22 protein-coding genes are annotated in these 26,085 nt (G+C 43.8%); all 22 read left to right on the forward strand.

The genetic code is table 11. The annotated features are described in order from the left end of the window. Positions 1-3: 3 nt before the first annotated feature. The 22 genes from AC4HAF_RS08075 to AC4HAF_RS08180 all read left to right on the forward strand — a co-directional run bounded on the left by AC4HAF_RS08075 (position 4) and on the right by AC4HAF_RS08180 (position 25,931). Positions 4-711, forward strand: coding sequence for an ABC transporter ATP-binding protein (locus AC4HAF_RS08075; protein WP_491097344.1), 708 nt, complete (start codon positions 4-6; stop codon positions 709-711). 12 nt (positions 712-723) lie between these two features. Continuing rightward, positions 724-1,962 (forward strand): ABC transporter permease, encoded by a 1,239-nt coding sequence (locus AC4HAF_RS08080; RefSeq protein ID WP_491090630.1) that lies wholly within the window; start codon positions 724-726, stop codon positions 1,960-1,962. A 216-nt stretch (positions 1,963-2,178) separates the two neighbouring features. Further along, the gene (gene rpsP / locus AC4HAF_RS08085) at positions 2,179-2,454 is read left to right on the forward strand and encodes a 30S ribosomal protein S16 (protein ID WP_027976223.1); all 276 of its coding nucleotides are present in this window, start codon (positions 2,179-2,181) and stop codon (positions 2,452-2,454) included. 11 nt (positions 2,455-2,465) lie between these two features. After that, positions 2,466-2,705 carry a KH domain-containing protein gene (locus AC4HAF_RS08090; protein WP_027976222.1) on the forward strand — a complete coding sequence of 80 codons (240 nt, stop codon included), beginning with the start codon at positions 2,466-2,468 and terminating at the stop codon, positions 2,703-2,705. Between the two features lie 153 nt (positions 2,706-2,858). Beyond that, complete coding sequence (gene rimM, locus AC4HAF_RS08095) at positions 2,859-3,377, forward strand: ribosome maturation factor RimM (protein ID WP_491097345.1); 519 nt, start codon at positions 2,859-2,861, stop codon at positions 3,375-3,377. After that, a complete protein-coding gene (gene trmD, locus AC4HAF_RS08100) occupies positions 3,367-4,092 on the forward strand; it encodes a tRNA (guanosine(37)-N1)-methyltransferase TrmD (protein WP_491097346.1) in 726 nt (241 codons plus the stop codon). The genes rimM and trmD overlap by 11 nt, the downstream gene beginning before the upstream one ends. A 112-nt stretch (positions 4,093-4,204) precedes the next feature. Further along, positions 4,205-5,218, forward strand: a complete 1,014-nt coding sequence (locus AC4HAF_RS08105) for an NAD(P)/FAD-dependent oxidoreductase (RefSeq protein ID WP_491091108.1) — start codon at positions 4,205-4,207, stop codon at positions 5,216-5,218. 359 nt (positions 5,219-5,577) lie between these two features. Continuing rightward, entirely contained in the window at positions 5,578-6,321 is a 744-nt protein-coding gene (locus AC4HAF_RS08110) for a DeoR/GlpR family DNA-binding transcription regulator (RefSeq protein ID WP_491091107.1), read from the forward strand. Further along, complete coding sequence (gene pfkB, locus AC4HAF_RS08115) at positions 6,318-7,229, forward strand: 1-phosphofructokinase (RefSeq protein ID WP_491097347.1); 912 nt, start codon at positions 6,318-6,320, stop codon at positions 7,227-7,229. Before AC4HAF_RS08110 ends, pfkB begins: the two co-directional genes overlap by 4 nt. Continuing rightward, positions 7,226-9,184: a PTS fructose transporter subunit IIABC gene (locus AC4HAF_RS08120; RefSeq protein ID WP_491097348.1), complete on the forward strand. Its 1,959-nt coding sequence runs from the start codon at positions 7,226-7,228 to the stop codon at positions 9,182-9,184. Before pfkB ends, AC4HAF_RS08120 begins: the two co-directional genes overlap by 4 nt. 182 nt (positions 9,185-9,366) lie before the next feature. Next, positions 9,367-10,272 carry an amidohydrolase family protein gene (locus AC4HAF_RS08125; RefSeq protein ID WP_491097349.1) on the forward strand — a complete coding sequence of 302 codons (906 nt, stop codon included), beginning with the start codon at positions 9,367-9,369 and terminating at the stop codon, positions 10,270-10,272. A 125-nt stretch (positions 10,273-10,397) separates the two neighbouring features. Next, on the forward strand, positions 10,398-10,901 hold the full coding sequence (locus AC4HAF_RS08130) for a phosphatase PAP2 family protein (RefSeq protein ID WP_491097350.1): 504 nt from the start codon (positions 10,398-10,400) through the stop codon (positions 10,899-10,901). A gap of 325 nt (positions 10,902-11,226) precedes the next feature. Then, positions 11,227-11,601, forward strand: a complete 375-nt coding sequence (locus AC4HAF_RS08135; protein ID WP_491097351.1) for a DUF1149 family protein — start codon at positions 11,227-11,229, stop codon at positions 11,599-11,601. 4 nt (positions 11,602-11,605) lie between these two features. Further along, complete coding sequence (locus AC4HAF_RS08140) at positions 11,606-12,451, forward strand: DegV family protein (protein WP_491097352.1); 846 nt, start codon at positions 11,606-11,608, stop codon at positions 12,449-12,451. Between the two features lie 10 nt (positions 12,452-12,461). Continuing rightward, on the forward strand, positions 12,462-13,229 hold the full coding sequence (dapB, locus tag AC4HAF_RS08145; RefSeq protein ID WP_491097353.1) for a 4-hydroxy-tetrahydrodipicolinate reductase: 768 nt from the start codon (positions 12,462-12,464) through the stop codon (positions 13,227-13,229). After that, a complete protein-coding gene (locus AC4HAF_RS08150; protein ID WP_491097354.1) occupies positions 13,226-14,437 on the forward strand; it encodes a CCA tRNA nucleotidyltransferase in 1,212 nt (403 codons plus the stop codon). The genes dapB and AC4HAF_RS08150 overlap by 4 nt, the downstream gene beginning before the upstream one ends. Further along, complete coding sequence (locus AC4HAF_RS08155) at positions 14,430-16,298, forward strand: ABC-F family ATP-binding cassette domain-containing protein (protein WP_491097355.1); 1,869 nt, start codon at positions 14,430-14,432, stop codon at positions 16,296-16,298. The genes AC4HAF_RS08150 and AC4HAF_RS08155 overlap by 8 nt, the downstream gene beginning before the upstream one ends. Continuing rightward, entirely contained in the window at positions 16,298-16,774 is a 477-nt protein-coding gene (locus AC4HAF_RS08160; protein WP_491097356.1) for a GNAT family N-acetyltransferase, read from the forward strand. Before AC4HAF_RS08155 ends, AC4HAF_RS08160 begins: the two co-directional genes overlap by 1 nt. Before the next feature lie 15 nt (positions 16,775-16,789). After that, a complete protein-coding gene (locus AC4HAF_RS08165; RefSeq protein ID WP_491097357.1) occupies positions 16,790-18,526 on the forward strand; it encodes an ABC transporter ATP-binding protein in 1,737 nt (578 codons plus the stop codon). 8 nt (positions 18,527-18,534) lie between these two features. Continuing rightward, complete coding sequence (locus AC4HAF_RS08170) at positions 18,535-20,310, forward strand: ABC transporter ATP-binding protein (RefSeq protein WP_491097358.1); 1,776 nt, start codon at positions 18,535-18,537, stop codon at positions 20,308-20,310. Between the two features lie 119 nt (positions 20,311-20,429). After that, complete coding sequence (locus tag AC4HAF_RS08175) at positions 20,430-21,350, forward strand: AEC family transporter (protein ID WP_491097359.1); 921 nt, start codon at positions 20,430-20,432, stop codon at positions 21,348-21,350. 183 nt (positions 21,351-21,533) lie between these two features. Then, on the forward strand, positions 21,534-25,931 hold the full coding sequence (locus tag AC4HAF_RS08180) for a glycoside hydrolase family 70 protein (protein ID WP_491097360.1): 4,398 nt from the start codon (positions 21,534-21,536) through the stop codon (positions 25,929-25,931). Positions 25,932-26,085: the final 154 nt, after the last annotated feature.

The raw sequence follows: 26,085 nt of genomic DNA on the forward strand, positions 1-26,085 counted from the left end.
AGCATGAGTGATAAGAAAGAACTCATCCACCTTGAGGGCATTACGAAAAGTTACCATAACGGCAGTCAGGAGTTACAAGTTTTGAAAGGTATAAACCTGACTGTTAACGAAGGAGACTTTCTGGCCATTATGGGACCGTCCGGTTCCGGTAAATCAACGCTGATGAATATCATCGGGCTTTTAGATAAGGCAACGGACGGTTCGTATTCTTTGGCTGATGAGTCTATTGAAAAACTGAATCAAAATGAGCTGGCACGTCTTCGCAACGAAGAAATTGGCTTTGTTTTTCAGCAATTCTTTCTGCTGTCCAAACTCAATGCGCAGGATAATGTTGAGCTGCCGCTTATTTACGCTGGCGTATCAGCATCTAAGCGTCATCAGCTGGCGCAGCAATTTTTAGAGAAAGTCGAATTGGCTGACAGGCGCAAGCATCTGCCATCGGAGCTTTCCGGCGGACAAAAGCAGCGTGTTGCTATTGCACGAGCCTTGGTCAATGACCCTTCGATCATTTTGGCTGATGAGCCCACAGGTGCTTTGGATACCAAGACCAGCAACCAAATTTTGGACTTGCTGACCCAGCTCAATCGCGAAGGAAAAACCATTATCATGGTAACCCATGAGCCTGAGATTGCCGATTATGCGACTCGCAAGATTGTTATCCGTGACGGAGAAATTACATTAGATACGACTGAAAGTGTCCGTATTGATTAAGGGAGGAAATTTATGCAAAATTGGAAATTTGCCCTTAGTTCAATTATGGGGCACAAGATGCGATCTTTTCTGACGATGCTGGGTGTAATCATCGGAGTGACAGCTGTCTCTGTTATTATGGCCATGGGAACAGGAATGCGCCACTATATTACAGATCAAGCAACTAAATACCAGCACGATGTCGAAATTTACTATGCGTCAAATGATGAGGATGCGGTGGAGCAGTATTACAGCTCAGACCAATCGCAAAAAGATGCACCTAAAATTAAGGACGAGTGGCTGCAAACGATCGTAAAAGAAGTAGATGGTATTAGTAATTATTATGTGACCAATACAACTTCAAGCGATGTTCTCTATCAAAATAAAAAAGGAAAACAGGTTACTCTTACAGGCGTCAGTCAAAACTATTTTGATGTCAAGGGCTATAAAGTCGTAGCCGGCCGTCAGCTCAATACCAGTGACTACACCAACTTTTCGCGTTTTATCATGATTGATGAAATGCTGGCAGCTAAGCTGTTTTCCAGTCCTGATGATGCTCTAAATAGGATTATTGAAGTCGGAGATAAAAAATACCGTGTTGTCGGAGTTTACAAGGATCCGGATGCGGGATCATCCATGTATGGCATGAATTCAGACGGCAATGCGATTTTGACAAACAGTCAGCTGGCTTCTGAATTCGGTGTCGATGACATCAGCAACATCTATGTTCATGTTCCTGATGCCAGTGTTTCTTCAAAAGTCGGAAAAGAAGCAGCGAAACGTTTGACTAAGCTTTCCAATGCTTCTGACGGCCACTATACGATGTTTGATATCAGTAAAGAGTTGGAAAGCGCTCAGTCGCAAATTACTGCCATTACAACCTTCATAGGTATTATCGGCGGAACTTCGCTTTTGGTTGGGGGGATCGGTGTTATGAATATCATGCTGGTGTCGGTAACAGAGCGTACCAGAGAAATCGGACTGCGTAAAGCCTTAGGAGCTACCCGCCGCAATATCTTGACACAGTTTTTGATTGAGTCTATCGTTCTGACCTTAATCGGAGGTTTTATAGGTTTGCTTTGTGCTTATGGTTTGACCAACGTTCTGGGAAATTCAGAAGGGATAGTTAATGCTATCGGTAAGCCTGTTATTGCACTGAATACTGTTTTAGTCAGTATTGCTTTTTCAGTCTTTATCGGCGCCGTCTTTGGTATTTTACCGGCCAATAAGGCAAGTAAGTTGGATCCGATTGAAGCTCTGAGATATGAATAATATTACAGAGACTTGGTACAGCACTCTTAAATTCTTTATTGTTTGAGATGTATCATAGCAGCCGGCTTGCAGTTTTTAGCAGACCTGATTTTGTAAAAATATTTATATGTGTCAAGAAAAAAACTTGACACAGATTTTTTTTCTGTTATAATAACTAATATAGTTCATAGCTGAGCTATGTTCAAAAAATAAAAAAAGAAAAGAGACTAGTCAAAAATGGCAGTAAAAATTCGTTTAACTCGTATGGGTTCTAAGAAGAAACCTTTCTACCGTATTAATGTTGCAGATTCACGTGCACCGCGCGACGGCCGTTTCATTGAAACTGTCGGAACTTACAACCCGCTTGTAGATGAAAATCAAGTGACCCTTAAAGAAGACCGTATTCTTGAATGGTTAGGCAATGGTGCACAGCCATCAGATACTGTTCGCAACATCCTTTCAAAAGCAGGAATTATGAAAAAATTCCACGAAGCTAAATATTCAAAGAAATAAAGTAATTGCCTATGGACACGATTGAAAATCTGATTATCGCTATTGTGAAACCGCTGATTTCGCAGCCAGATAATTTTACAATAAAAATTGAAGATACACCTGAGTTTTTAGAGTATCATCTTGATTTAGATTCCAGTGATATTGGCCGAATTATCGGTAAAAAAGGTCGCACTATTACAGCGATAAGATCGATTGTCTATTCGGTTCCGACTCAAGGTAAAAAAGTTCGTCTTATTATTGATGAAAAGTAGTGGCTCAGGCCACTTTTCTTATTTTATTTCTGATACGATCAGGACGTATTGAAAAAGCCTTTTTCTTAAACTGTGTTTGATGAGTCTGCCGTTTTCTGTGAGTTTTTACAGGCAGAAAGAGATAAGTAATTAAAAAACATTCAAAGGATGGTTATGGATTATTTTAATGTCGGAAAAATTGTCAATACGCAAGGACTTCAGGGCGAAGTCCGTGTCTTATCGGTGACTGATTTTACCGAAGAACGCTTTAAAAAGGGTTCTCGTCTGGCCTTATTTGATAAAGAAGGGAATTTTGTCAAAGATCTGGAAGTAGCCGGCCATCGTCAGCACAAGAATTTTGATATTTTGAAATTCAAGGGGCTCTATCATATCAACGATGTTGAAAAATACCGCGATTATACGCTCAAAGTAGCTGAGGAAAATCTGACAGAGCTTGACGAAGGTGAATTTTACTATCACGAAATCATTGGTCTTGATGTCTTTGAAGACGGCGTCTTAATCGGTCAGGTTAAAGAAATTCTGCAGCCCGGGGCCAATGATGTCTGGGTTATTAAGCGACAAGGCAAGCGCGATTTGCTGCTGCCTTACATTCCGTCAGTTGTTCTCAAGGTGGATCCTGCGGATAAACGCGTTGATGTGCATGTGTTAGAAGGTCTGGACGATGAAAATTGATATTTTGACTCTTTTTCCGGAAATGTTTGCGCCGCTTGAGTACTCGATTGTAGGTAAGGCGCGTGAGAAGGGCATTATTGATATCAGCTGCCATAATTTTCGTCAGTATGCTGAGAAAGCCCGTCATGTGGACGATGAACCCTACGGGGGCGGTCAGGGAATGCTTTTGCGGGCGCAGCCTGTTTTCGATGCCATGGATGCACTTACGCTGAATAAGCCCCGAGTTCTTCTTTTGGATCCGGCAGGCCGCCGTTTTGATCAAGCCTATGCTGAAGAATTATCACAAGAAGAAGAGCTGCTTTTCATCTGCGGCCATTATGAAGGCTATGACGAACGCATCAAAAGCCTGGTGACTGATGAAGTATCTCTGGGGGATTTTGTCCTGACAGGCGGTGAGCTGGCTGCTATGACGATCATCGATGCGACGGTTCGCCTGATTCCTGAGGTCATTGGTAAGGAAGCCAGCCATCAGGATGACAGCTTTTCATCAGGACTGTTGGAATATCCGCAATATACTCGTCCCTATGACTACCGCGGGATGAAAGTGCCTGATGTCTTGATGAGCGGCCATCATGAAAATATTCGCCGCTGGCGTTTGAAGCAGAGCCTGAAAAAAACATACGAAAGACGGCCTGATTTGCTGGCAAAATATGAATTGACTGATGAAGAAAAGCAGATTTTAGAAGAGATAAAAGGGGCAGGATTTGAGTCTTAGCCTCTTCATTATTGTACTTGATAATGCAAAAACTGCAGGAAACTGGAAATGAGCAGCTAAAAGTGCTTTCTTTTTTTGAAGCAGGTGCAATTGTGCTATAATGGAACTAATTTTGCAGGAGGAAAAAATGACATCTGAAAAAGATATTTATGATATAACGGTTATCGGCGGCGGGCCTGTCGGTCTTTTTGCGGCCTTTTATGCCGGCTTGCGCGGTGTGCGGGTCAAGATTATTGAAAGTTTGCCTGAACTGGGCGGCCAGCCTGCTGTTTTGTATCCGGAAAAAATGATTTATGACGTTCCCGGTTTTCCAGCGGTTACAGGGGCTGATCTGGTGGACAGCCTCATTGAACAGACAGAGCGTTTTAAGGATAAAACCAGCATTTGTCTGAAAGAAGAAGTTAAGACATTTGAAAAAGAAGGCGATGTCTTTACCATTGAGACTACTAAAGGGCAGCATTTTTCAAAAGCTGTTATCATCGCCTGCGGAAACGGTGCTTTTGCGCCGCGGCAGCTGGGTCTGGAAAACGAAGACCGCTATGCGGACCATAATATCTTTTACAATGTTCATAAGCTGGATCAATTTGCCGGTAAAAAGGTTGTCATTTGCGGCGGCGGTGATTCAGCTGTTGATTGGGCCAATGCCTTGGATAAAATTGCTGAGAGTGTTACTCTGGTACACCGCCGTGATGCTTTTCGGGCGCATGAACACAGTGTCGAAGTTTTAAAGTCTTCCAATGTCAATATTATGACACCTTATGTTCCTTTGGAGCTTAGAGGAGATGGCGAAAGAGTTCAAAGCCTTCTTATTCAAAAAGTAAAATCCGATGAGACCGAGGAACTTTTCCTTGACGATCTTATCGTCAGCTTCGGTTTTTCAACGTCCAATAAAAACCTAAAAAACTGGAATCTTGACCATAAGCGCTCAAGTATCAATGTGTCGCCGGTCTTTCAGACCAGTCAGGAAGGTGTTTATGCTATCGGCGATGCCGCCCAGTACGATGGCAAGGTGGATTTGATTGCGACGGGCTTTGGTGAAGCTCCAACAGCAGTTAGCCAGGCAATCCATTATATCTATCCGGAACGCGATAACCGTGTGGTTCACTCAACGTCGTTGATTAAGTAAGAGCGGCTGTGAGCTTTCCCACCATATAACAGGGAAGCTTTAAAAGCTGGCAAAACCATTTTATTATCAAACCTGATCTTTTGTATGGTACAAAAGGTCAGGTTTTTTGTGTTTGGCTAAATCAAGGCAGCTTGATGCGATTTTTTCTGATTTAAACATTTTAAGATAGAGTTGGCAATGAAAACAGCTTTGCAGCTCGTGCAGGATTTAACAGCCGTTTTGTACGCTTTTTCCTGTATTTGCTTACTTTTATGACTTTTTGTTACTTTTTGAAAGAATTTGAGAGAAATTGCTTGACAGTTATCCTATGGGAGTATATAATAACAGGTGTAAACGATTTCAGCGGGAGGTGAGGTCATATTTTAAAATCTGAACGTAAGCAGATTATCATGGAAAAGCTTTCGCAGGAAAATTTTGTGACTTTGGAATTTCTGGTCAGTATTCTTGATACTTCTGAATCAACCGTTCGCAGAGATTTAGACGAGTTGGCGAGTGAGAAAAAGCTTCACCGTGTTCACGGCGGAGCTGAAAAAAATCATCCCTTACAAGAGGAAGAAACGATTCTGCAAAAATCTATCAAAAACGTTCAAGCTAAGCAGGCGATTGTTCAAAAAGCAGCTGAAATGATTTCTGACGGTGATGTCATCTTTATTGATGCCGGAACCACAACTGAACTGCTCTTAGACATGCTGCAGCAGGAGGGGCTGACTGTGGTGACAAATTCTATTCACCACGCAGCAAAATTGGTGGAAAAAAACATCAATACTCTGGTTATCGGCGGCTATGTCAAAAATTCAACAGATGCCAGTATCGGTCAGTTTGCTATCAACCAGCTCAGCCAGCTGAATTTTGACAAAGCTTTTATCGGCATGAATGGTGTTGACCTGCATTTCTTGACAACGCCTGATACAGAAGAAGCAGCTATTAAAAAGACGGTTATTGACAATGCTCAGACAACCTATGCTTTAGTGGATGCCTCAAAAATGGGACAGACCTCATTTGTTAAAGTGGATCGGCTGGAAGCAGTGACGATTATCACTAATAAATCGGACAGCCGTATGTTAAAAGAAACGAAGAAAAAAACGAAGGTGATTGAAGTATGATTTATACTGTAACCCTCAATCCTTCGATTGACTTTATCGTCCGCATTGATACTGTGGAAATTGGCAGTGTCAATCGTATGGACAGTGACGATAAATTTGTCGGAGGAAAAGGGATTAATGTCAGCCGTATCCTGCAGCGCTTAGGACAGGATAACACTGCAACAGGGTTTATTGGCGGTTTTACCGGCAGATTTGTTGAAGAAGGCTTGATTGCTGAGGGCATTAAAACGGATTTTGTTCACGTTGATCAGGATACGCGGATTAATGTTAAAATCAAGGCTGATGAAGAGACCGAGATTAATGGGACTGGTCCTGTTATAAGCGATGAACAGGTAGAAGCTTTAGAAGCTGTTTTAAGCCGGCTTTCTTCAGAAGATACCGCTGTGTTTGCAGGCAGCGCTCCGACTAATCTGGGCAATCAAATCTATAAACGCTTGATTCCGCTCGTCAGACAGACAGGTGCCCAAATCGTCTGTGATTTTGAAGGGCAGACTTTGCTTGATGCGCTTGCTTATCAGCCTCTCTTGGTGAAACCCAACAACCATGAGCTGGAAGAAATTTTTAATGTCCGTCTGAAAGGATTGGACGATGTTGAAAAATATGCACGTGAGATTTTGGCCAAAGGGGCTCAAAATGTCATCATTTCAATGGCAGGAGACGGCGCTTTATTGGTAACGCCGGATGCAGCTTATTTTGCTAAGCCGATTAAGGGACAGGTAAAGAATTCTGTCGGCGCCGGTGATTCCATGGTTGCTGGTTTTACGGGAGAATTTGTTAAGACGGCAGATCCTGTAGAGGCTCTCAAATGGGGTGTCGCCTGCGGTACAGCAACGGCTTTTTCAGATGATTTAGCCAGTATTGACTTTATAAAGGAAACTTACAAAAAAGTAGAGGTAGAAAAAAGATGAAAATTCAGGACTTACTGAACAAAGATGTGATGTTGCTTGACCTGCAGGCGACCACAAAGGAAGTCGTTATTGATGAGATGGTTTCAAAGCTGGCTGAAAAAGGAATCGTTACCGATTTTGATGCTTTTAAAGCCGGTATCATGAACCGTGAAGCACAGACTTCCACAGGCCTTGGTGATGGTATTGCCATGCCTCACAGCAAGAATGCAGCTGTTAAAGAAGCGACTGTCCTCTTTGCCAAATCAAATAAGGGCGTTGATTATGAGGCTCTTGACGGCGCACCGGTTGATCTTTTCTTCATGATTGCTGCACCGGATGGTGCCAATGACACACACTTAGCAGCCTTGGCTGAACTGTCGCAATACCTTTTAAAAGATGGATTTGCTGATAAACTTCGCCAAGTAAGCACTCCTGATGATGTTATTGCTCTCTTTAACCAAACAGAGGAAGAAAAGAAAGAAGAAGTACCGGCAGCACCGGCAGCTGACAATCAAGAGTTTGTTGTTGCCGTAACGGCTTGTACAACAGGTATTGCCCATACTTATATGGCTGAAGAAGCCCTTAAAAAACAGGCTGCTGAAATGGGCGTTGGGATTAAAGTTGAAACAAACGGTGCTTCAGGTATCGGCAATAAACTGACTGCTGATGACATTAAGCGTGCTAAAGGTGTTATCATCGCGGCGGACAAGGCTGTTGAAATGGATCGCTTTGACGGTAAACCTTTAATTTCTCGGCCGGTTGCAGAAGGAATTAAAAAACCAGAAGAGCTGATTAATATTATTCTTGATGACAAGGCTGAAAAGTATGCGGCCGCAGCCAACCATACTGATGCCGGTGAAAGTTCTGCTGAAAAATCAGGTTTAGGCGGTGCCTTCTACAAACACTTGATGAGCGGTGTTTCACAGATGCTGCCATTTGTTATCGGCGGCGGTATCGCCATTGCTCTTGCCTTCCTGATTGATAATTTGATGGGAGTTCCGAAAGATCAATTATCCAATCTGGGTTCTTACCACGAAGTCGCAGCACTTTTCAAGAATGTCGGTAATGCAGCTTTCGAATTTATGCTTCCGGTATTAGCTGGTTATATTGCCTACTCTATCGCAGAAAAACCTGGACTGGTTGCCGGTTTTGTTGCAGGATTTATTGCTAAATCCGGTCTGGCTTTCGGTAAAGTGCCATTTGCCAGCGGCGGTAAAGCAAGCATGGCCTTGGAAGGTATTCCTTCTGGTTTCTTAGGTGCTCTTGTCGGCGGTTTTCTTGCCGGCGGTGTGATCCTGCTTCTTAAGAAACTCTTGACCGGACTTCCACGTTCACTTGAAGGGGTTAAATCAATTCTTCTTTATCCTTTGCTTGGTGTTTTGGTAACAGGCTTCCTGATGCTCTTTGTCAATATTCCGATGGCCAGCATCAATACAGCTTTGAATACCTTCCTTCAAAATCTTTCAGGCAGTTCAGCTGTCTTGATGGGACTCTTGGTCGGCGGCATGATGGCTGTTGACATGGGCGGACCTGTTAATAAAGCAGCTTATGTTTTCGGTACAGGTACACTGGCTGCAACTGTTTCTTCAGGTGGCTCTGTGGTTATGGCATCTGTCATGGCCGGAGGTATGGTACCGCCGCTTGCAGTTTTTGTGGCTACTTTGCTTTTCAAAAATAAATTCACCAAGGAAGAACGTGATTCCGGTCTGACTAACATTGTTATGGGGCTGTCTTTCATCACTGAAGGTGCCATTCCATTCGGTGCGGCTGACCCGGCACGTGCCATTCCAAGTTTCATCGTTGGTTCAGCTCTTACAGGTGCCTTGGTTGGTTTGTCAGGCATCAAATTGATGGCTCCTCACGGCGGTATCTTTGTTATTGCTTTGACCAGCAATGCTTTGCTCTACCTGCTCTATATCCTTATTGGAGCTGTGGTTTCAGGTATTCTCTTTGGAATGCTGCGCAAGGCCAAATAAAAGCAGGACAGTTTCAGCTGCTCTGCAGAAATAGATAAGCAGTAAGCCGGACTTTGCTCCGGCTTTTTTGTCATTAAAACTAAAATAGAGAAATCCTAAGAGCTGTATTCCTTGAGCTGCTTAAAAATGATATAATAAAAGGCACAACAGTAAAGAGAGCCTGTTAAGAGAGGAAGACCGCGATGTCCGAGAAAATAGATGTTTTTGCCCATGTTTTACTGCCCGATTTTTATGAAAAAATAGCTCAGCTGGATGACAAAATCCTGCAGAAATACCCTTTTATGCAAAATCCTGTTTTATCAGATATGGAGCTGCGCCGCAAGCATGCTGTCAAAGGTGTAAAACAAATTATTTCTTATGTTAATCTGAATCCTGAGGACTATGTGTCCGGCGAGCCTGCTGCTCGGCTTTGCCGCAAGGCCAATGAAGAGCTGCTTGAAACAATTAAGCAGTATCCTGAGCTCTTTGCCGGCGGTGTAGGTATGCTGCCGATGAATAACATTTCGCAAGCCATAGAGATTTTGCAAGAGGATATTTTACCCAATCCTCATCTGCTGGGCGTGCAGCTTTTTACTCGGCACTTGGGAAAGTCGCTGGCTGATCCGGAATTTAAGCCTCTTTTTGCAGCCATAGCTGAATTTGGTATTCCTGTCTGGCTGCACCCTGTTTTTGACGGGCGAAAACCGGACAATAATATTGTTTTCAGCTGGGAGTACGAACTGTCACAGACCATGCTGGAATTAGTTAAGGCAGGGTATTATCAGGAGTTTCCTGATTTAAAAATCATTGTCCATCACGCGGGAGCCATGATTCCTTATTTTGCAGGAAGAATTGAACACATTTTGCCTGAACATCTGGCCGAGGACTTTAAGAAGTTTTATGTTGATACTGCCCTTCTGGGCAACAGCAAGGCTTTGGAACTGTGTGTTGACTATTTTGGCAACGATCATGTCTTTTTTGGAACAGATGCGCCTCTTGGCATAGCCCCTGCCGGAGCAACGAAAGAGATTATCAAGGCTATTGACAGCTTACCGATTCTGCAGGCTGAAAAAGAGTACATTTATTATGGCAATTTCCAGAGATTTTAAAAAAAAATAAACAGGAAAACCAGTTGAGCTGTCTGCTGATATATTGGTTCAGAAATGCTGAAATGGCTTTGAACGGAGCAAGTCAAACAGCTTAATGCTGCTATTCCTTAGAAAAGTAGATGAAGATGAAAAATTACGCAGCCTTTTATGAGCACCTGACGCAGCCGGTCAGAGCAAGGCCTAAGCTTATAAAGCTTATCAAATGGACAAATACTCTGATTACCAGACTGATGCCGATTTTTTATCTGGCTTTGCTGGCCTATCTTTTTTGCTCTCACAAAAAAATCTGGACTTTAGGGCCTTATATTATTATTCCGGCTTTGGCTTTTATCTTGCTGTCGCTTGTGAGACGGATTTTAAACAGCCCCAGACCTTATGAAGTCTGGGAGATTCAGCCGCTGATCACAAAGAAGACGAAAGGACAGTCCATGCCCAGCCGCCATGTTTTTTCAGCAGCGGTTATCAGTGTCTGCATCCTGCACGAAAATATTTTCTTAGGTCTGCTTTTGCTGCTGCTGTCTCTTTTTCTGGCTCTGTGCCGTGTTTTAGGCGGGGTTCACTACCCTAAAGATGTTATTGCCGGCTATTTAATCGGTCTTGCTGCAGGCAGCTTGCTTTTTTGGTTCTGACCTCTGTTCGATTCTGGTGAGCTGCAGCCAAACGAAATAAAATCGCTTGCTTTGTGTTTAAGTCCATAGTGAGAAGTGAACTCAAAAAGAGAAATTTTCAATTCATACAGCGCCATAATGCAGAAAAACCTTAGCAGAAGTTTCGTCTGATGAAGAGCTGATTGATGCCAGACGCTGTCAAGTGAGAGATAAGAGAAAATCTGGTTTAGAGCGATATTCGGACATCGTTTTTAAGCATGCGCAAAAGAAATTCTGATTCGGGATTTCTTTAATTTTGTTTTTAAGTGTGCTATAATGAAAAGTAATGTGAAACAAGGAGAAAACAATGGAAATTGTACGTCAAAAAGAGTTTGTCAACCAATATCATTACGATGCCAGAAATTTAGAATGGGAGAAAAAAAACGGAACGCCGGAGACAGATGTGGAAGTGACCTTCCAGTTAGTTGAAAAAAACGAAGAGCTGAATGAAACGACAGTTATAGCTGTCTTGCAGTTCATGATTGTGCGCGATGAGTTTGTGCTCAGCGGCGTCTTATCACAAATGGTTAAGATTAAAGACCGTATCGTCAATCAGCCCAGTGAATTTTCACAGGAAGAAGTGGCAACCTTAGCAGCACCTCTTTTAGATATTTTAAAACGCATGACCTATGAGGTAACTGAAATTGCGCTGGATCGAGAAGGCGTTACACTGGAGTTCTAAAGAGATGAAACTAGCTGTAATTACAGACTCATCTGTCTATCTTCCGGAAGATTTTACGGGAAATAAGGATTTGTTTGTTCTTGATATTGAGATTACCATTGAGGGAAAAACCTACATTGAAGGTAAGAATCTGACTTTAGATGAGTTTTATGCCAAAATGGCAGCTTCTGAAGAACTGCCCAAGACCAGTCAGCCCAGTTTAGCGGATCTGGATGCTTTGCTGACAAAGCTGGAAAAAGACGGCTATACGCATGTGATCGGCCTTTTCTTATCGGGCGGTATCTCCGGCTTCCATCAGAATATCCAGTATCTGGCTGAAGAGCATGCCGGTTTAAAGATTGCTTTTCCTGATACCAAAATCACCTCCAGCCCGATGGGATGGATGGTCATGGAAACCCTGAGGTGGGGTGAAGAGGGTCTTGCTTTTGAGCAGATTTTAGCCAATCTGAAGGTTATGATCGAAAAGACCAGTGCTTTTATTATGGTGGATGACCTCAATCATCTGGTTAAAGGCGGCCGCCTGTCAAACGGTTCGGCTCTTTTGGGCAATCTGCTGAGCATCAAGCCTATTTTGTATTTTACTGATGGCAGGATTGAAGTTTTTGAGAAGGTCAGAACCGAGAAAAAAGCGCTTAAGCGTCTCATTGAAATCTTAGCTGATGTAACGGCAGACGGTGATTATATGACATATATTATTCATGCAAATGCCATGGACAAGGCTGTAGATTTACAGGAGCGTTTAAGAGCGCATGGTTATACAGACAATTTAGCTATTGTTCCTTTCAACGGTGTCATTGCGACCCATCTGGGAGAAGGAGCAATCGCACTTGGGGCTGTACCGATCGTTTAAGGAGAAAAAAATGAGTATAAAAGTTATTGTAGCAGGTTTTAAGGGAAGAATGGGTTCAACAGCCGTAGATATGGTTAAAGGCGACAGTGAGCTCCAGTTGGCAGCTCTGCTCGATCCTTTTGCCGGCGAAAAAGATCTTGACGGGGTTCCTGTCTTCACGGATAAAGCAGATCTGGTTGGTTTTGATGCCGATGTCTGGGTAGATTTCACCATGCCTAAAGTCGCTTATGAGAACACCCGCTTTGCTTTAGAAAATGGTTTTTGCCCGGTCGTTGGCACAACTGGTTTTACCGAAGAACAGATTGCCGAACTGACAGCGCTGTCTGCTGATAAAAAATTGGGCGGCCTGATTGCGCCTAATTTTGCCATTGGGGCTATTTTACTGATGGAATTTGCAGCCAAAGCCTCCAAGTATTTCCCTGATGTGGAAATTATTGAGCTGCACCACGATAAGAAAAAAGATGCACCAAGCGGAACGGCTGTCAAAACAGCTGAACTCATCCGCGAGGCTCGTACCTATAAAAAACAGGGAGCTGAAGATGAAGAAGAAACATTGCCTGGTGCGCGCGGTGCTGAATTTGATGGTTTTAGGATTCACAGTGTGCGCCTGCCGGGACTGGTTGCCCACCAAGAAGTTATCTTTGGGGCACAGGGTGAAGGGCTGACCCTTCGTCATGATTCTTATGATCGTATTTCTTTTATGAGCGGTGTTAACTTAGGGATTAAAGAAGTAGTGAAACGAGAGCAGCTCGTTTACGGTTTGGAACATTTACTATGAAATTAAAACATCTGCCTTCTGAATTTCAGGAGGCTTTGCCAGTATTGGAGAAAATTAAAGCAGCTGGTTTTGAAGCCTATTTTGTAGGCGGAAGCGTGCGCGATGCTTTGCTGGGACATCCCATTCATGATGTCGATATCGCCAGCAGCTCCTATCCTGCAGAAACTAAGAAGATTTTCCCGCGGACGGTCGATATCGGTATTGAGCACGGGACGATATTGGTTTTAGAGAACGGCCATGAGTATGAAATCACGACTTTTCGGACTGAGGATGTCTATGTGGATTACCGCAGACCCAGTCAGGTATCTTTTGTGCGCTCTTTGGAAGAGGATTTAAAACGCCGGGATTTTACCATCAATGCCTTTGCTCTCGATGAACAGTCCAATGTTATTGATAAGTTCAATGGCTTAGAAGATTTAAAACAAAAACGCCTGCGGGCGGTCGGCCATGCTGCCGAGCGTTTTAATGAAGATGCTCTGCGAATTATGAGAGGCCTGCGCTTTGCTGCAACTCTTGATTTTGACATTGAAGAAGAGACCTTTGCTGCCATGAAAGAGCATGCGCCCTTATTGGAAAAAATTTCTGTAGAGCGCTCTTTCATTGAGTTTGACAAGCTTTTGCAGGCTCCTTTTTGGCGCAAGGGGATTGCTTATCTGCTTGCCAGTCAGGCTTATAATCACCTGCCTTTGCTTGCAGATTCTGCTGAGAACTGGCAGCGGCTGTTAAGCGATCTGCCGGAAAATTTTAGGTTTTTGACATCTGAGCAGGCCTGGGCAGCGGTACTTTTGTATCTGGAAATTAAAAACCCCAAGTCTTTTTTAAAGCAATGGAAAACGGCTAATCAATTTCAAAAGACGGTAGAGAAAATTCTGGCTATCTATGACTTGCGCCAAAACAGACAGCCGGATAAGGCCGATGTTTATCGTTACGGTAAGGAACTGATGCTGCTTGCAGAAGAGCTTCGTCAGGCACAGGGTCTTGCTGTTGATATGGAGCGTATCAGAAGCCTCAATGCTGATCTCGCTATCCATGATAAGCATGACATTGTGGTCAAAGGCGGCGATTTGATAGCAGAATTCGCACTTAAGCCGGGGCCAAAACTCGGCAAACTCTTGAATCAAATTGAGATGCTCATTGTAGCGGGTGATTTGGAAAACAAGCGAGAAGCTGCTTTGGATTTTGTCAGAAAGGAACTGGAGCGTGAGTGATTTTTTAGTTGACGGATTGAGCAAGACTGTCGGTGATAAAACGGTTTTTCGGGATATTTCCTTTATTATCCATGATCTGGACCGCATTGGTATTATTGGGGTCAATGGGACCGGAAAGACTACGCTTTTAGATGTTCTTTCAGGCAGGCTGGGTTTTGATGGGGATAAATCACCTTTTTTTAAGAAAAATGACTACAAGATCGCTTATCTGATGCAGGAACCGGACTTTGACGACAGCAAGACTGTCTTGGATACGGTGCTTTCTTCTGACTTGCGGGAGATGGTGCTGATTAAGGAATATGAAAGCCTCATGGCTGACTACAAGGAAGAAAATCAGGTGCGTCTTGAAAAAATTATGGCAGAGATGGATTCCCTGGATGCCTGGACCATTGAAAGCGAAGTAAAGACGGTGCTGTCTCAGTTAGGTATTCATGATACCGCTCAGCTGATCAGTCAGCTGTCCGGCGGCATGCGCCGCCGGGTTCAGCTGGCACAGGTCCTCTTGGCAGAGGCAGATTTGCTGCTTTTGGATGAACCGACCAACCATTTGGATATTGATACAATTGCCTGGCTGACGAATTATCTGAAGAGCAGCCGCAGGACAGTGCTGTTTATTACCCATGACCGGTATTTTTTGGATAATGTGGCTACCCGTATTTTTGAATTGGACAGGGCGCATTTGTCAGAATATCAGGGAAATTATCAGGATTATGTCCGTCTTCGCGCTGAGCAGGATGAACGTGAGGCAGCTTCCCGGCATAAAAAACGGCAGCTTTATAAGCAGGAGCTTGCGTGGATGCGCAGACAGCCGCAGGCCAGAGCAACCAAGCAGCAGGCTCGCATCAATCGATTTAATGATCTCAAGTCTGACCTGTCAGGTTCAACGGCTTCGGCTGAACTTGAAATCAATTTTGAAACCAGCCGTATCGGCAAGAAAGTCATTTCTTTTGAAAATGTTGGTTTTGCTTTTCCGGATAAGCCCATCCTGTCGCATTTCGATCTGCTGATCCAAAATAAAGATAGAATTGGCATTGTCGGTGACAACGGCGTGGGTAAATCAACCCTGCTGAATCTGATTAACGGTGATTTACAGCCAGATTCCGGGCAGCTCATTACCGGAGAGACGGTCCGTATTGGTTATTTTTCGCAGCAGATTAAGGGAATGGATGAGAGCAAGCGGCTTATTAATTATTTGCAGGAAGCTGCAGACGAAGTTAAAACAGTTGTTGGAAGCAGCAGCGTCACAGATCTGCTGGAGCAATTTCTCTTTCCCAGATCAAGTCACGGGACACTTATTTCCAAGCTGTCGGGCGGTGAAAAAAAGCGGCTTTACCTTCTAAAAATCCTCATTGAAATGCCCAATGTCTTACTTTTGGATGAGCCGACCAATGACCTTGATATCGCTACTTTGACGGTACTTGAAAGTTTTCTTCAAAACTTTAGTGGACCTGTCATTACGGTCAGTCATGACCGTTACTTTTTGGATAAGGTGGCCAATAAAATTCTTGCTTTTGAAGGCGGCGGTATCCGTACGTTTTTTGGCAATTACACCGACTATCTGGATGAAAAAGAGTTTGAAAAATCCAGCTCTGCCATGCTGCAAAAAGCAGCAAAGCCTAAGGCTGAAAAAGTGAAAACAGAAAAGAAGCGCATGTCTTACTTTGAAAGAAAAGAGTGGGATACTATTGAAGAGGACATAGCTGCGCTGGAAAAGCAAATCGAAGACATTGAAAACAAAATGCAGGAAAATGCCAGTGACTATGGTCAGCTGGCGGCTTTGCAGAGTGAGCTTGATGAGCTGAATGAGCAGCTGCTGGAAAAGTACGAACGCTACGAATACCTGAGTGAGTTGGAGAAGTGATGTTAATAAGACCTATTGAGCAAAGGGATGATCGGGCAGTGGCTCAGCTGATTAGGAAAATTTTGGAAAAAGAAGGTTTGGCTGTTAAGGGCACTGCCTATTTTGATCCTCAGTTAGATCAGCTGAGCGCTTATTATAACTGCCACCCGAGAGCTGCTTATTTTCTTGCAGAGGACAGCCATCATAATATCGTGGGGGTCGGCGGCTTTGCGCCGGTTTTTGAGGAAACGGCGGAGCTGCAAAAATTATATGTCGATGAGTCTTGCCGAGGCAAGGGCATCGCCGGACTTCTAATGAGGCGTATTTTTCAGGAAGCTAAAAAAGCAGGCTTCACTAAAATCTACCTTGAAAGTTCGCAGGTACTCAAGCAGGCTCTTAAAGTTTATGAGCATTTCGGTTTTGTCAATTTAGAAGCTCCCTTGTCTTTTGGCGCTTCGCATGTGGCCATGGATGTTTGGATGATAAAAGATTTATAAGAAAAAGGAGAGGATATGGCTTATATTTGGTCTTATTTGAAAAAGTATCCCAAATGGCTGATATTGGACGTTTTAGGGGCTTTTTTATTTGTTGTGGTGAATTTAGGGCTGCCAACAGCTTTGGCTCGAATGATTGACCAGGGAATTACACCGGCTGATAAAAAGGCTCTTTATTTTTGGGCCGCTGTTATGTTTGTCATTGTTTTGCTGGGGATAGCAGGGCGGATCACACTGGCCTATGCTTCGGGCAGGCTGACAACGACTATGATTCGGGACATGCGCAATGATATGTATGACAAGCTGCAGCAGTATTCCCATCACGAATATGAAAAAATCGGTGTTGCATCGTTGGTGACCCGTATGACCAGTGACGCTTTTGTGCTGATGCAGTTTGCTGAAATGTCCCTGCGAATGGGGATTGTGACCCCTCTGATGATGATTTCCAGCGTTGTCATGGTTCTTTTGACCAGCGCATCATTGGCTTGGGTTGTCGTTGTTGCCATCCCCTTTTTAATTCTGGTTGTTTATTACGTGGCAGCAAAAACACGCCCCTTGTCTGAGAAGCAGCAAAATACGCTGGACAAGGTCAATCAGTATGTGCGTGAAAATCTGACCGGCCTCAGGGTTATCCGTGCTTTTACCCGCGAGGCTTATCAGGAGGAGCGGTTTGCGCTTAAGAATAACACTTATGAAAATACCTCCAGCCGGCTCTTTAAATTAACCGGTCTGACGGAAGCTCTGTTTGTACAAATTATCGTCATTATGATTGTGGCTATTGTTTACTTTTCACTGGAGCCTCTAAAGCAGTCTGAGATTAAGATTGGGGATCTGCTTGCCTTCATTGAATACAGTTTTCATGCTCTCTTTTCTTTTTTGATGTTTGCAAATATTTTTACCATGTATCCGCGGATGGTTGTATCCAGCAAACGGATTCAGGAAGTGATGGCCATGCCTATTTCCATCAATCCCAATGAAAATGGGATTACTGAAACGCAAAGCAAGGGCTATTTGGAATTTGACAATGTGACCTTTGCCTATCCCGGAGAGACGGAAAGTCCTGTCTTGCATGATATCAATTTTAAAGCCGGTCCGGGCGAAACTGTCGCCTTTATTGGCAGTACAGGGTCTGGGAAATCATCGCTGGTCAATCTGATTCCGCGCTTTTATGATGTGACACTGGGCAGAATTCTGGTTGACGGCGTTGATGTCCGCGATTATAATTTGAAAGCTTTGCGCCAAAAAATCGGCTTTATTCCGCAGCGAGCCTTGCTTTTTACCGGAACCATCGGTGAGAATCTTAAGTATGGGAAAGAAGATGCGACTCTGGCTGAGTTGCATTCGGCTGCTGATGTGGCGCAGGCTAAGGAATTTATTGAAAGCCGAAAGGAAAAATTTGATACCCATCTGGCTGAAGGCGGCAGCAACCTCTCAGGCGGCCAGAAGCAGCGTTTGTCCATCGCTCGGGCAGTGGTTAAAGAGCCGGATATCTATATTTTTGATGATTCTTTTTCAGCCTTGGATTATAAGACAGACGCTCAGCTGAGATCCCGCCTGAAAGAAATAACAGGCAATGCTACCGTGCTGATCGTTGCCCAGCGCGTCGGAACCATTATGAATGCTGACCAGATTATTGTCTTGGACGAAGGTGAGATTGTCGGCCGGGGCACTCATGACGAGCTGCTGAAGTCCAATGAGATTTACCGTGAAATCGCCAATTCACAGCTTGACAGTCAACGCTTGGCAGAAGATTAGGAGGGCTCATGAAAGATAAAAATGTTTTTCTTCGCTTATGGCACTATTTAAAAAATTATAAAAGTTCGCTTTTTCTTGCCATTTTTCTTAAAATTCTCAGCTCTGTTATGAATGTTCTTGAGCCCTTCATTTTAGGCCTTGTGATGACAGAGCTGACGGCCAATTTGCTCGATATGGCCCGAGGTGTCAAAGGAGCTCATATCAATACCGGATATATTTTTGGAATTTTGCTGCTCTATTTTCTGCGCGGGCTGCTTTACAGTATCGGTTCTTACGGTTCCAACTATTTCATGACCAATGTTGTGCAGAAAAGTATCCGTGATCTGCGTCAGGATCTGAGCGAAAAAATCAACAAAATTCCTGTCGCTTATTTTGACAGACACCAATTCGGAGATATGCTGGGGCGCTTTACCAATGATGTTGAAACCGTCTCAAATGCCCTGCAGCAGAGTTTTCTGCAGATTATCAATGCCTTTTTGACCATTATTCTTGTGATTGCCATGGTTCTCTATCTCAATCTGCCTTTGGCCATGATTGTGATTGTCTGCATTCCTCTGACTTATTTCAGTGCCCGTTTTATTTTGAAAAAATCCCAGCCTTATTTCAAAAAGCAGGCCAATGCTCTGGGAGATATGAACGGTTTTGTTCAGGAAAATCTGACCGGTTTTAATGTCATCAAACTCTATGGCCGTGAAGAAGTATCTGCAGCAGACTTCCGTGATATTACAGAAAATCTGCGCAATGTCGGTTTTAAAGCCAGCTTTATTTCCGGTATTATGATGCCGGTGCTCAATGCTATTTCAGATGGGGCTTATCTGATTGTTGCCGTGGTAGGCGGCTTACAGGTTCTGGCAGGCAAGCTGACTATCGGTAACCTGCAGGCCTTTGTGCAATATATTTGGCAAGTCAGTCAGCCCATTCAGACCATTACCCAGCTGTCCGGTGTCCTGCAGAGTGCCAAGTCTTCTTTAGAGCGTATTTTTGAAGTTTTGGATGAAGAAGATGAAGTCAATCAGGTAACTGAAAAATTAGAACACGATCTGACCGGACAGGTCAGCTTTCGGGATGTCTCTTTCCAATACACGCCGGATAAACCGCTTATCCGCCACTTTAATCTGGAAGTAAAACCCGGTGAGATGGTTGCGATTGTCGGTCCGACAGGTGCCGGCAAGACTACCTTGATTAATCTCTTGATGCGTTTTTATGATGTGACACAAGGAGCGATTGAAGTTGACGGGCATGATATCCGCCATCTTTCCCGTCAGGACTACCGCCGGCAGTTTGGCATGGTCCTGCAGGATGCCTGGCTCTACGAGGGAACGATCAAGGAAAATTTGCGTTTTGGCAATTTGAATGCCAGCGATGACGATATCGTTGAAGCCGCAAAAGCTGCCAATGTCGATCACTTTATCCGGACACTGCCCGGCGGCTACAATATGGAAATGAATCAGGAATCCAGCAACATTTCTCTGGGACAAAAGCAGCTCTTAACCATTGCGCGTGCTCTTTTGGCTGATCCTAAAATTCTGATTTTAGATGAAGCAACCTCCTCTGTTGACACACGTTTGGAGCTGCTGATTCAAAAAGCGATGAATAAGCTCATGGAAGGGCGGACCAGCTTTGTGATTGCCCATCGTCTTTCAACCATTCAGGAAGCTGATAAAATCCTTGTTTTGAAAGACGGACAAATCATTGAGCAAGGCAGCCACCAAAGTCTTCTGGCTGACAGAGGTTTCTATTACGATCTGTACATGAGCCAGTTCAGCAAGCAAGCAGAAGCTTAGCCGCTAAAACAGACCCGTTGCTTGATTAGAGATGGAAATTTAGAATAATTTCTTTTATCGTTCTTTCATTATTACTGGATAATGTTATAATAAGGCAAAAGCAAATGAAAGGAGCTTTTATGGCCATTGCAAGTCTGGTTTTTCAAAAATTAGTCGTACTTTTTCTGATTATGGGAGCGGGAGCGTTTCTGGCACATAAAGACATTTTTACCAAGGATGTCACCTTTAAATTATCAAAACTTCTGACAACTTATGTTGCACCGAGTTTGTTTGTGTCTTCTTTTATCAGTCAGGAATTTTCTGTCAAACGGCTGAGTCTGCTCTTAATCATGATTGGTTCGGCCTTTTTCCTCCTAATCACGCGGATATTTCTGGTAAAGTTTCTGCTGGCTGACGATCGTAATATGGATCGGTACGCAACCCTGTTTGCCAATGTCGGCTTTATGGGAACGCCCTTGGCGGAAGCCGTAGGCGGTACCAATGCAGTCTTTTTCATCTCAGGCTTTGTTGTTGCCAATCAGATTATGCAGTGGACCTACGGGCTCTATCTCATTGCCAGAGATAAAAATGTGATTAACTGGCGTTCTCTGTTTATCAATCCTGCCATGATTGCAACGGTTATCGGCCTCTTTTTCTTCAGCCTGCCCTATGACTTGCCTAAAGTCATTACTGGTGCTATTGAAACAATCGCGAAATTAAATACACCTTTATCAACTTTGGTGCTGGGCTCTTATTTCTATAAGGCTGACTTTAAGGAGATTTTTCTGTACAGGCCGGCCTATTATACGGCCTTGCTGCGCTTGTTTGTGACATCCTTGGTCAGTATCCTTCTTATCTGGCTGCTGCCGGTAGATGCCTATGATATGAAACTGGCGCTGACCATCGCCTCTTGTTCGCCGACAGCTATGAACGCTGCCCTGCTCAGTCAGGTTTACGGCGGCGATTATGAATACGGCTCGCGCTTGGTGCTTTTAACAACGATTTTGTCACTTGTTTCCATACCGATAAATATGACGCTTGCAAGTCTTTTATATCTGTAAGAATTCAGTCGCTTGACTGGGTTCTTTATTTTTTATAAAAAGATTATATTTCTATTAAAAATAATTTCTGCGGTTTTGCCTTAATCAGTTAGAAAAACAAAGAAAGAAGTTTGTAATCTAGGCGTCATCAGTTTTATAGGAATATGAAGCTATAATGTTTAACTAATAAAAGGAGGATTTTTTATGGAAACGAAACTACGTTATAAAATGCGCAAAGTGAAAAAACACTGGGTGACTGTCGCCATTGCATCCAGCTTGCTGACTTTGGGCAGTGCGGCGCTGGATGTGTCTGCATCAGCAGAGACAGAACAGGCAGCGAATAATCAGGTGGTCGTCACTCAGCAAAGTCAAAGTGAGAGTACAGAGCAGACTTCTGCAGCCGATCAGCCTGCAGCAGAGAGCAGCCAAACACAGGCTGCTGAACAGCAGACACCGGTCACTGAACAGGAATCTCAGCAGCCTCAAGAGCAGAGCACCGAAACGGTTACTGAAGCTCCAGAGGATCAGGTGCAAAGCCAAAGCAGCACTGCTCAAGAAACCACTGAGAAAGCAGTGACAGCTCCGGCTCAGGAACAAGCGGCAAGCTCTGAGACAACTACAAGAGCAGCTAAAGTTCAGACCTCTGGAGAACGTGTAACAGCCGCTCAGACAGCCGAACAAAATCAAACAAAAAACTTGAGTGATGCTGATTTATCAGCTATTCCAAATGTTAAAAAGATTGATGGCAAGTATTATTATATTGACTCAGACGGTCAGGTCAAAAAGAACTTCGCCTTAACAGTTGACGGTCAAACCCTTTTCTTTGATAAAGAAACAGGGGCTCTGTCAGATACGGCACAGTATCAGTTTGCTCAGGGGCTGACATCTTTAAACAATGAGTACACACCGCACAACCAGATTGTTAATTTGGAGAAGAACAGCCTTGAAACCGTTGATAATTATGTCACAGCGGATTCTTGGTACCGTCCTAAAGATATCCTGAAAGACGGCAAGACCTGGACAGCATCAACAGAAAATGATCTGCGTCCGCTGCTCATGTCTTGGTGGCCTGATAAGCAAACTCAAGTATCTTATTTGAACTACATGGATGAGCAGGGCTTAGGTACAGGAACAACCTATACGGCTGACAGCAGTCAGGAAAGTCTGAACTTAGCTGCTCAAAATGTTCAGGAGAAGATTGAAAGCAAGATTTCGCAAACTCAGCAGACGCAGTGGCTGCGTGACATTATCAACAGTTTTGTCAAAACGCAGTCTAATTGGAATATTGAGACCGAATCAGATACTTCAGCCGGTGAAAAAGACCATCTGCAAGGCGGTGCTTTGCTTTATGAAAACAGCGATAAAACACCGTATGCAAATTCTGATTACCGTTTGCTGAACCGCACACCAACCAGTCAGACCGGTGAGCAAAAGTATTTCGATGATAATTCTATGGGTGGCTACGAATTCCTCCTAGCTAATGATATTGATAATTCAAATCCTGTTGTTCAGGCAGAGCAGCTCAACTGGCTTCATTATTTAATGAACTATGGTTCTATTGTTGCTAATGACCCTGAAGCTAATTTTGACGGCGTTCGGGTCGATGCGGTTGATAATGTCAATGCTGATTTGCTGCAGATTGCCTCAGATTATTTCAAGGCTTATTACGGTGTAGATAAGAGCGAGAAAAATGCCCTTGATCACCTGTCTATCTTGGAAGCTTGGTCAGACAATGATCCGCAGTATAATAAAGATACTTACGGAGCACAGCTGCCGATTGACAATAAGCTTCGTCTGTCACTCCTCTATGCTCTGGCACGTCCTCTTGAAAAAGATGCGGTTGATAAAAGCAATGTCCGCAGTGGCTTGGAATCTGTCATTACAAACAGCTTGAATGACCGTTCAGCTGAGGGCAAAAACAGCGAACGCATGGCCAATTATATCTTTATCCGGGCTCATGACAGTGAAGTTCAGACTGTTATTGCCAAAATTATCAAGGACAATATCAATCCTAATACGGATGGCTTAACCTTTACTTTGGATGAGCTGAAACAGGCTTTCAAGATTTATAATGAAGACATGCGCAAGGCTAATAAGAAATATACTCAGTCTAATATTCCGACAGCCTACGCTTTGATGCTGTCTAATAAGGACTCCATCACCCGTGTTTACTATGGGGATATGTACACTGACGACGGCCAGTACATGGCTACTAAGTCACCGTATTACGACGCTATTGAGACCTTGATGAAAGCACGCATCAAGTATGCAGCCGGCGGTCAGGATATGAAGATTACCTATGTTGAAGGTGACAAGTCCAATATGGATTGGGATTACACCGGTGTCTTAACATCTGTGCGCTACGGTACAGGAGCGAATGAAGCATCTGACAGCGGCAATGAAGCTACTAAGACCCAAGGTATGGCTGTTATTACCAGCAATAACCCAAGTCTGAAACTCAATGCTAACGACAAAGTAGTTGTGAACATGGGGGCAGCTCACAAAAATCAAGAGTATCGTCCGCTTATTTTAACAACTGAAGACGGACTTGCAGCTTATGCATCTGATGATGCTGCTAAATCGCTTTACCGTAAGACAAATGAAAACGGCGAACTCATTTTTGATGCGTCAGACATTCAAGGTTATCTTAATCCGCAGGTATCAGGCTATCTGGCTGTTTGGGTACCGGTAGGAGCAGGGGAAGATCAGGATGTCCGTGTGGCAGCGAGCGATAAGGCGAATGCTGACGGACAGGTTTACAATTCTTCAAGTGCTCTGGATTCGCAGTTAATCTATGAAGGCTTTTCAAACTTCCAAGACTTCGTTACTGAGGATTCTGAGTATACCAATAAATTAATTGCTCAAAATGTTGATTTGTTCAAGTCTTGGGGTGTGACCTCCTTTGAAATGGCACCGCAGTATGTGTCTTCTGAAGACGGGTCTTTCCTGGATTCAATCATTTTAAATGGTTATGCTTTTGAAGACCGCTATGACCTTGCCATGAGTAAGAACAATAAATACGGTTCTCAGCAGGATATGATTGATGCCCTTAAGGCTCTGCACCGCAATGGTATTCAAGTCATTGCCGATTGGGTTCCGGATCAAATTTACAATCTTCCGGGCAGAGAAGTTGTGACTGCGACCCGTGTTAATGATTACGGTGAGTATCGCCACGATTCTGAAATTAAGGATTCCCTTTACTTGGCCAATACCAAAACGAATGGCGATGATTATCAGGCTAAATACGGCGGCGCTTTCTTAGACGAGCTGACAGCCAAGTATCCTAGCATCTTTGAACGGACTCAAATTTCGAACGGTCAAAAATTAGATCCGAGCGAAAAGATTACCGAGTGGCAGGCCAAGTACTTCAACGGTACCAATATTTTGGGACGCGGTGTCGGCTATGTCCTTAAAGATGCAGCCAGCGATAAGTACTTTACGCTGGATGGTGAGGAAACCTATCTGCCAAAACAGCTGACTAACCAAGAAGCTTTAACAGGCTTTGTCAATGACGGCAGCGGTGTGACCTTCTATTCAAGCAGTGGCTATCAAGCTAAAAACAGCTTTGTTCAGGATGCCAAAGGCAACTGGTATTATTTCGATAATAACGGGCATATGGTTTATGGTCTGCAGCATTTGAACAATGAAGTGCAGTACTTCCTGCCGAACGGGGCTCAGCTGCGTGAAGCCATCTTAGAAAATGCTGACGGCACTAAAAATTACTTTGGCCGTCTGGGCAATCGTTTCAGCAATGACTATTATTCCTTTGAGGGAGATACTAAATGGCGTTACTTTGATGCAAACGGCGTTATGGCGGTCGGTTTGCAAACAATCAATGGCAACACGCAATACTTTGATCAAAACGGCTATCAAGTCAAGGGTGAATGGATAACGGATGCCGATGGCAAAAAACGCTATTTTGACGATGGTTCCGGCAATATGGCAGTCAATCGTTTTGCCAATGACAGCAATGGTGACTGGTATTATCTTGGAGCAGACGGCACAGCCGTGACGGGTGCTCAAACAATTGACGGTAAATCGTATTACTTTGACCAAGACGGCAAACAAGTCAAAGGAAAGATCATCACTGATAATGATGGCAAGCTCTACTATTATCTGGCAGACTCCGGAGAGCTGGCGCAAAATATTTTTGCAACAGACAGTCAAAATAATTGGTATTACTTTGGCTCAGATGGCACAGCCGTAACAGGCAGCCAAACAATCAACGGCCAGCAGCTCTATTTTGGCAATGACGGCAAGCAAGTCAAGGGAGACTTTGTAAACGATAATGGCAGAATCCGCTATTACCATGCGGACTCAGGCCAACTGCAAACCAATCGCTTCGAGGCTGATAAGGACGGCAATTGGTACTATCTGGGCTCAGACGGCACAGCCGTAAGAGGCAGTCAGTACATCAATAATCAGCGCCTCTTCTTTAACAGAGATGGCAAGCAGGTTAAAGGTGACGTCGCTTATGATGGCTGGGGACTGCTCCGCTATTACGATAAAGACAGCGGCAGCATGGTGTACAATAGACTTGTTACCTTAGCTAATGGCAGAAGAATTGGCATTAACCGCTGGGGTATTGCACGCTACTTATAGCAGATAAAAAGGCTGGAACTTTCGTTCCAGTCTCAGACCGAAGACAAACTTCTTTTTGGAGGTTTGTCTTTTTTTAAAATTCTCCAGAAAGTATGTCCTGAGGTGACAATAACTAAGGCATTTACTTGAATTTGACCAAAATAAAAAGGCTTTC

This window comes from Streptococcus sp. ELY_90 (assembly GCF_058314475.1).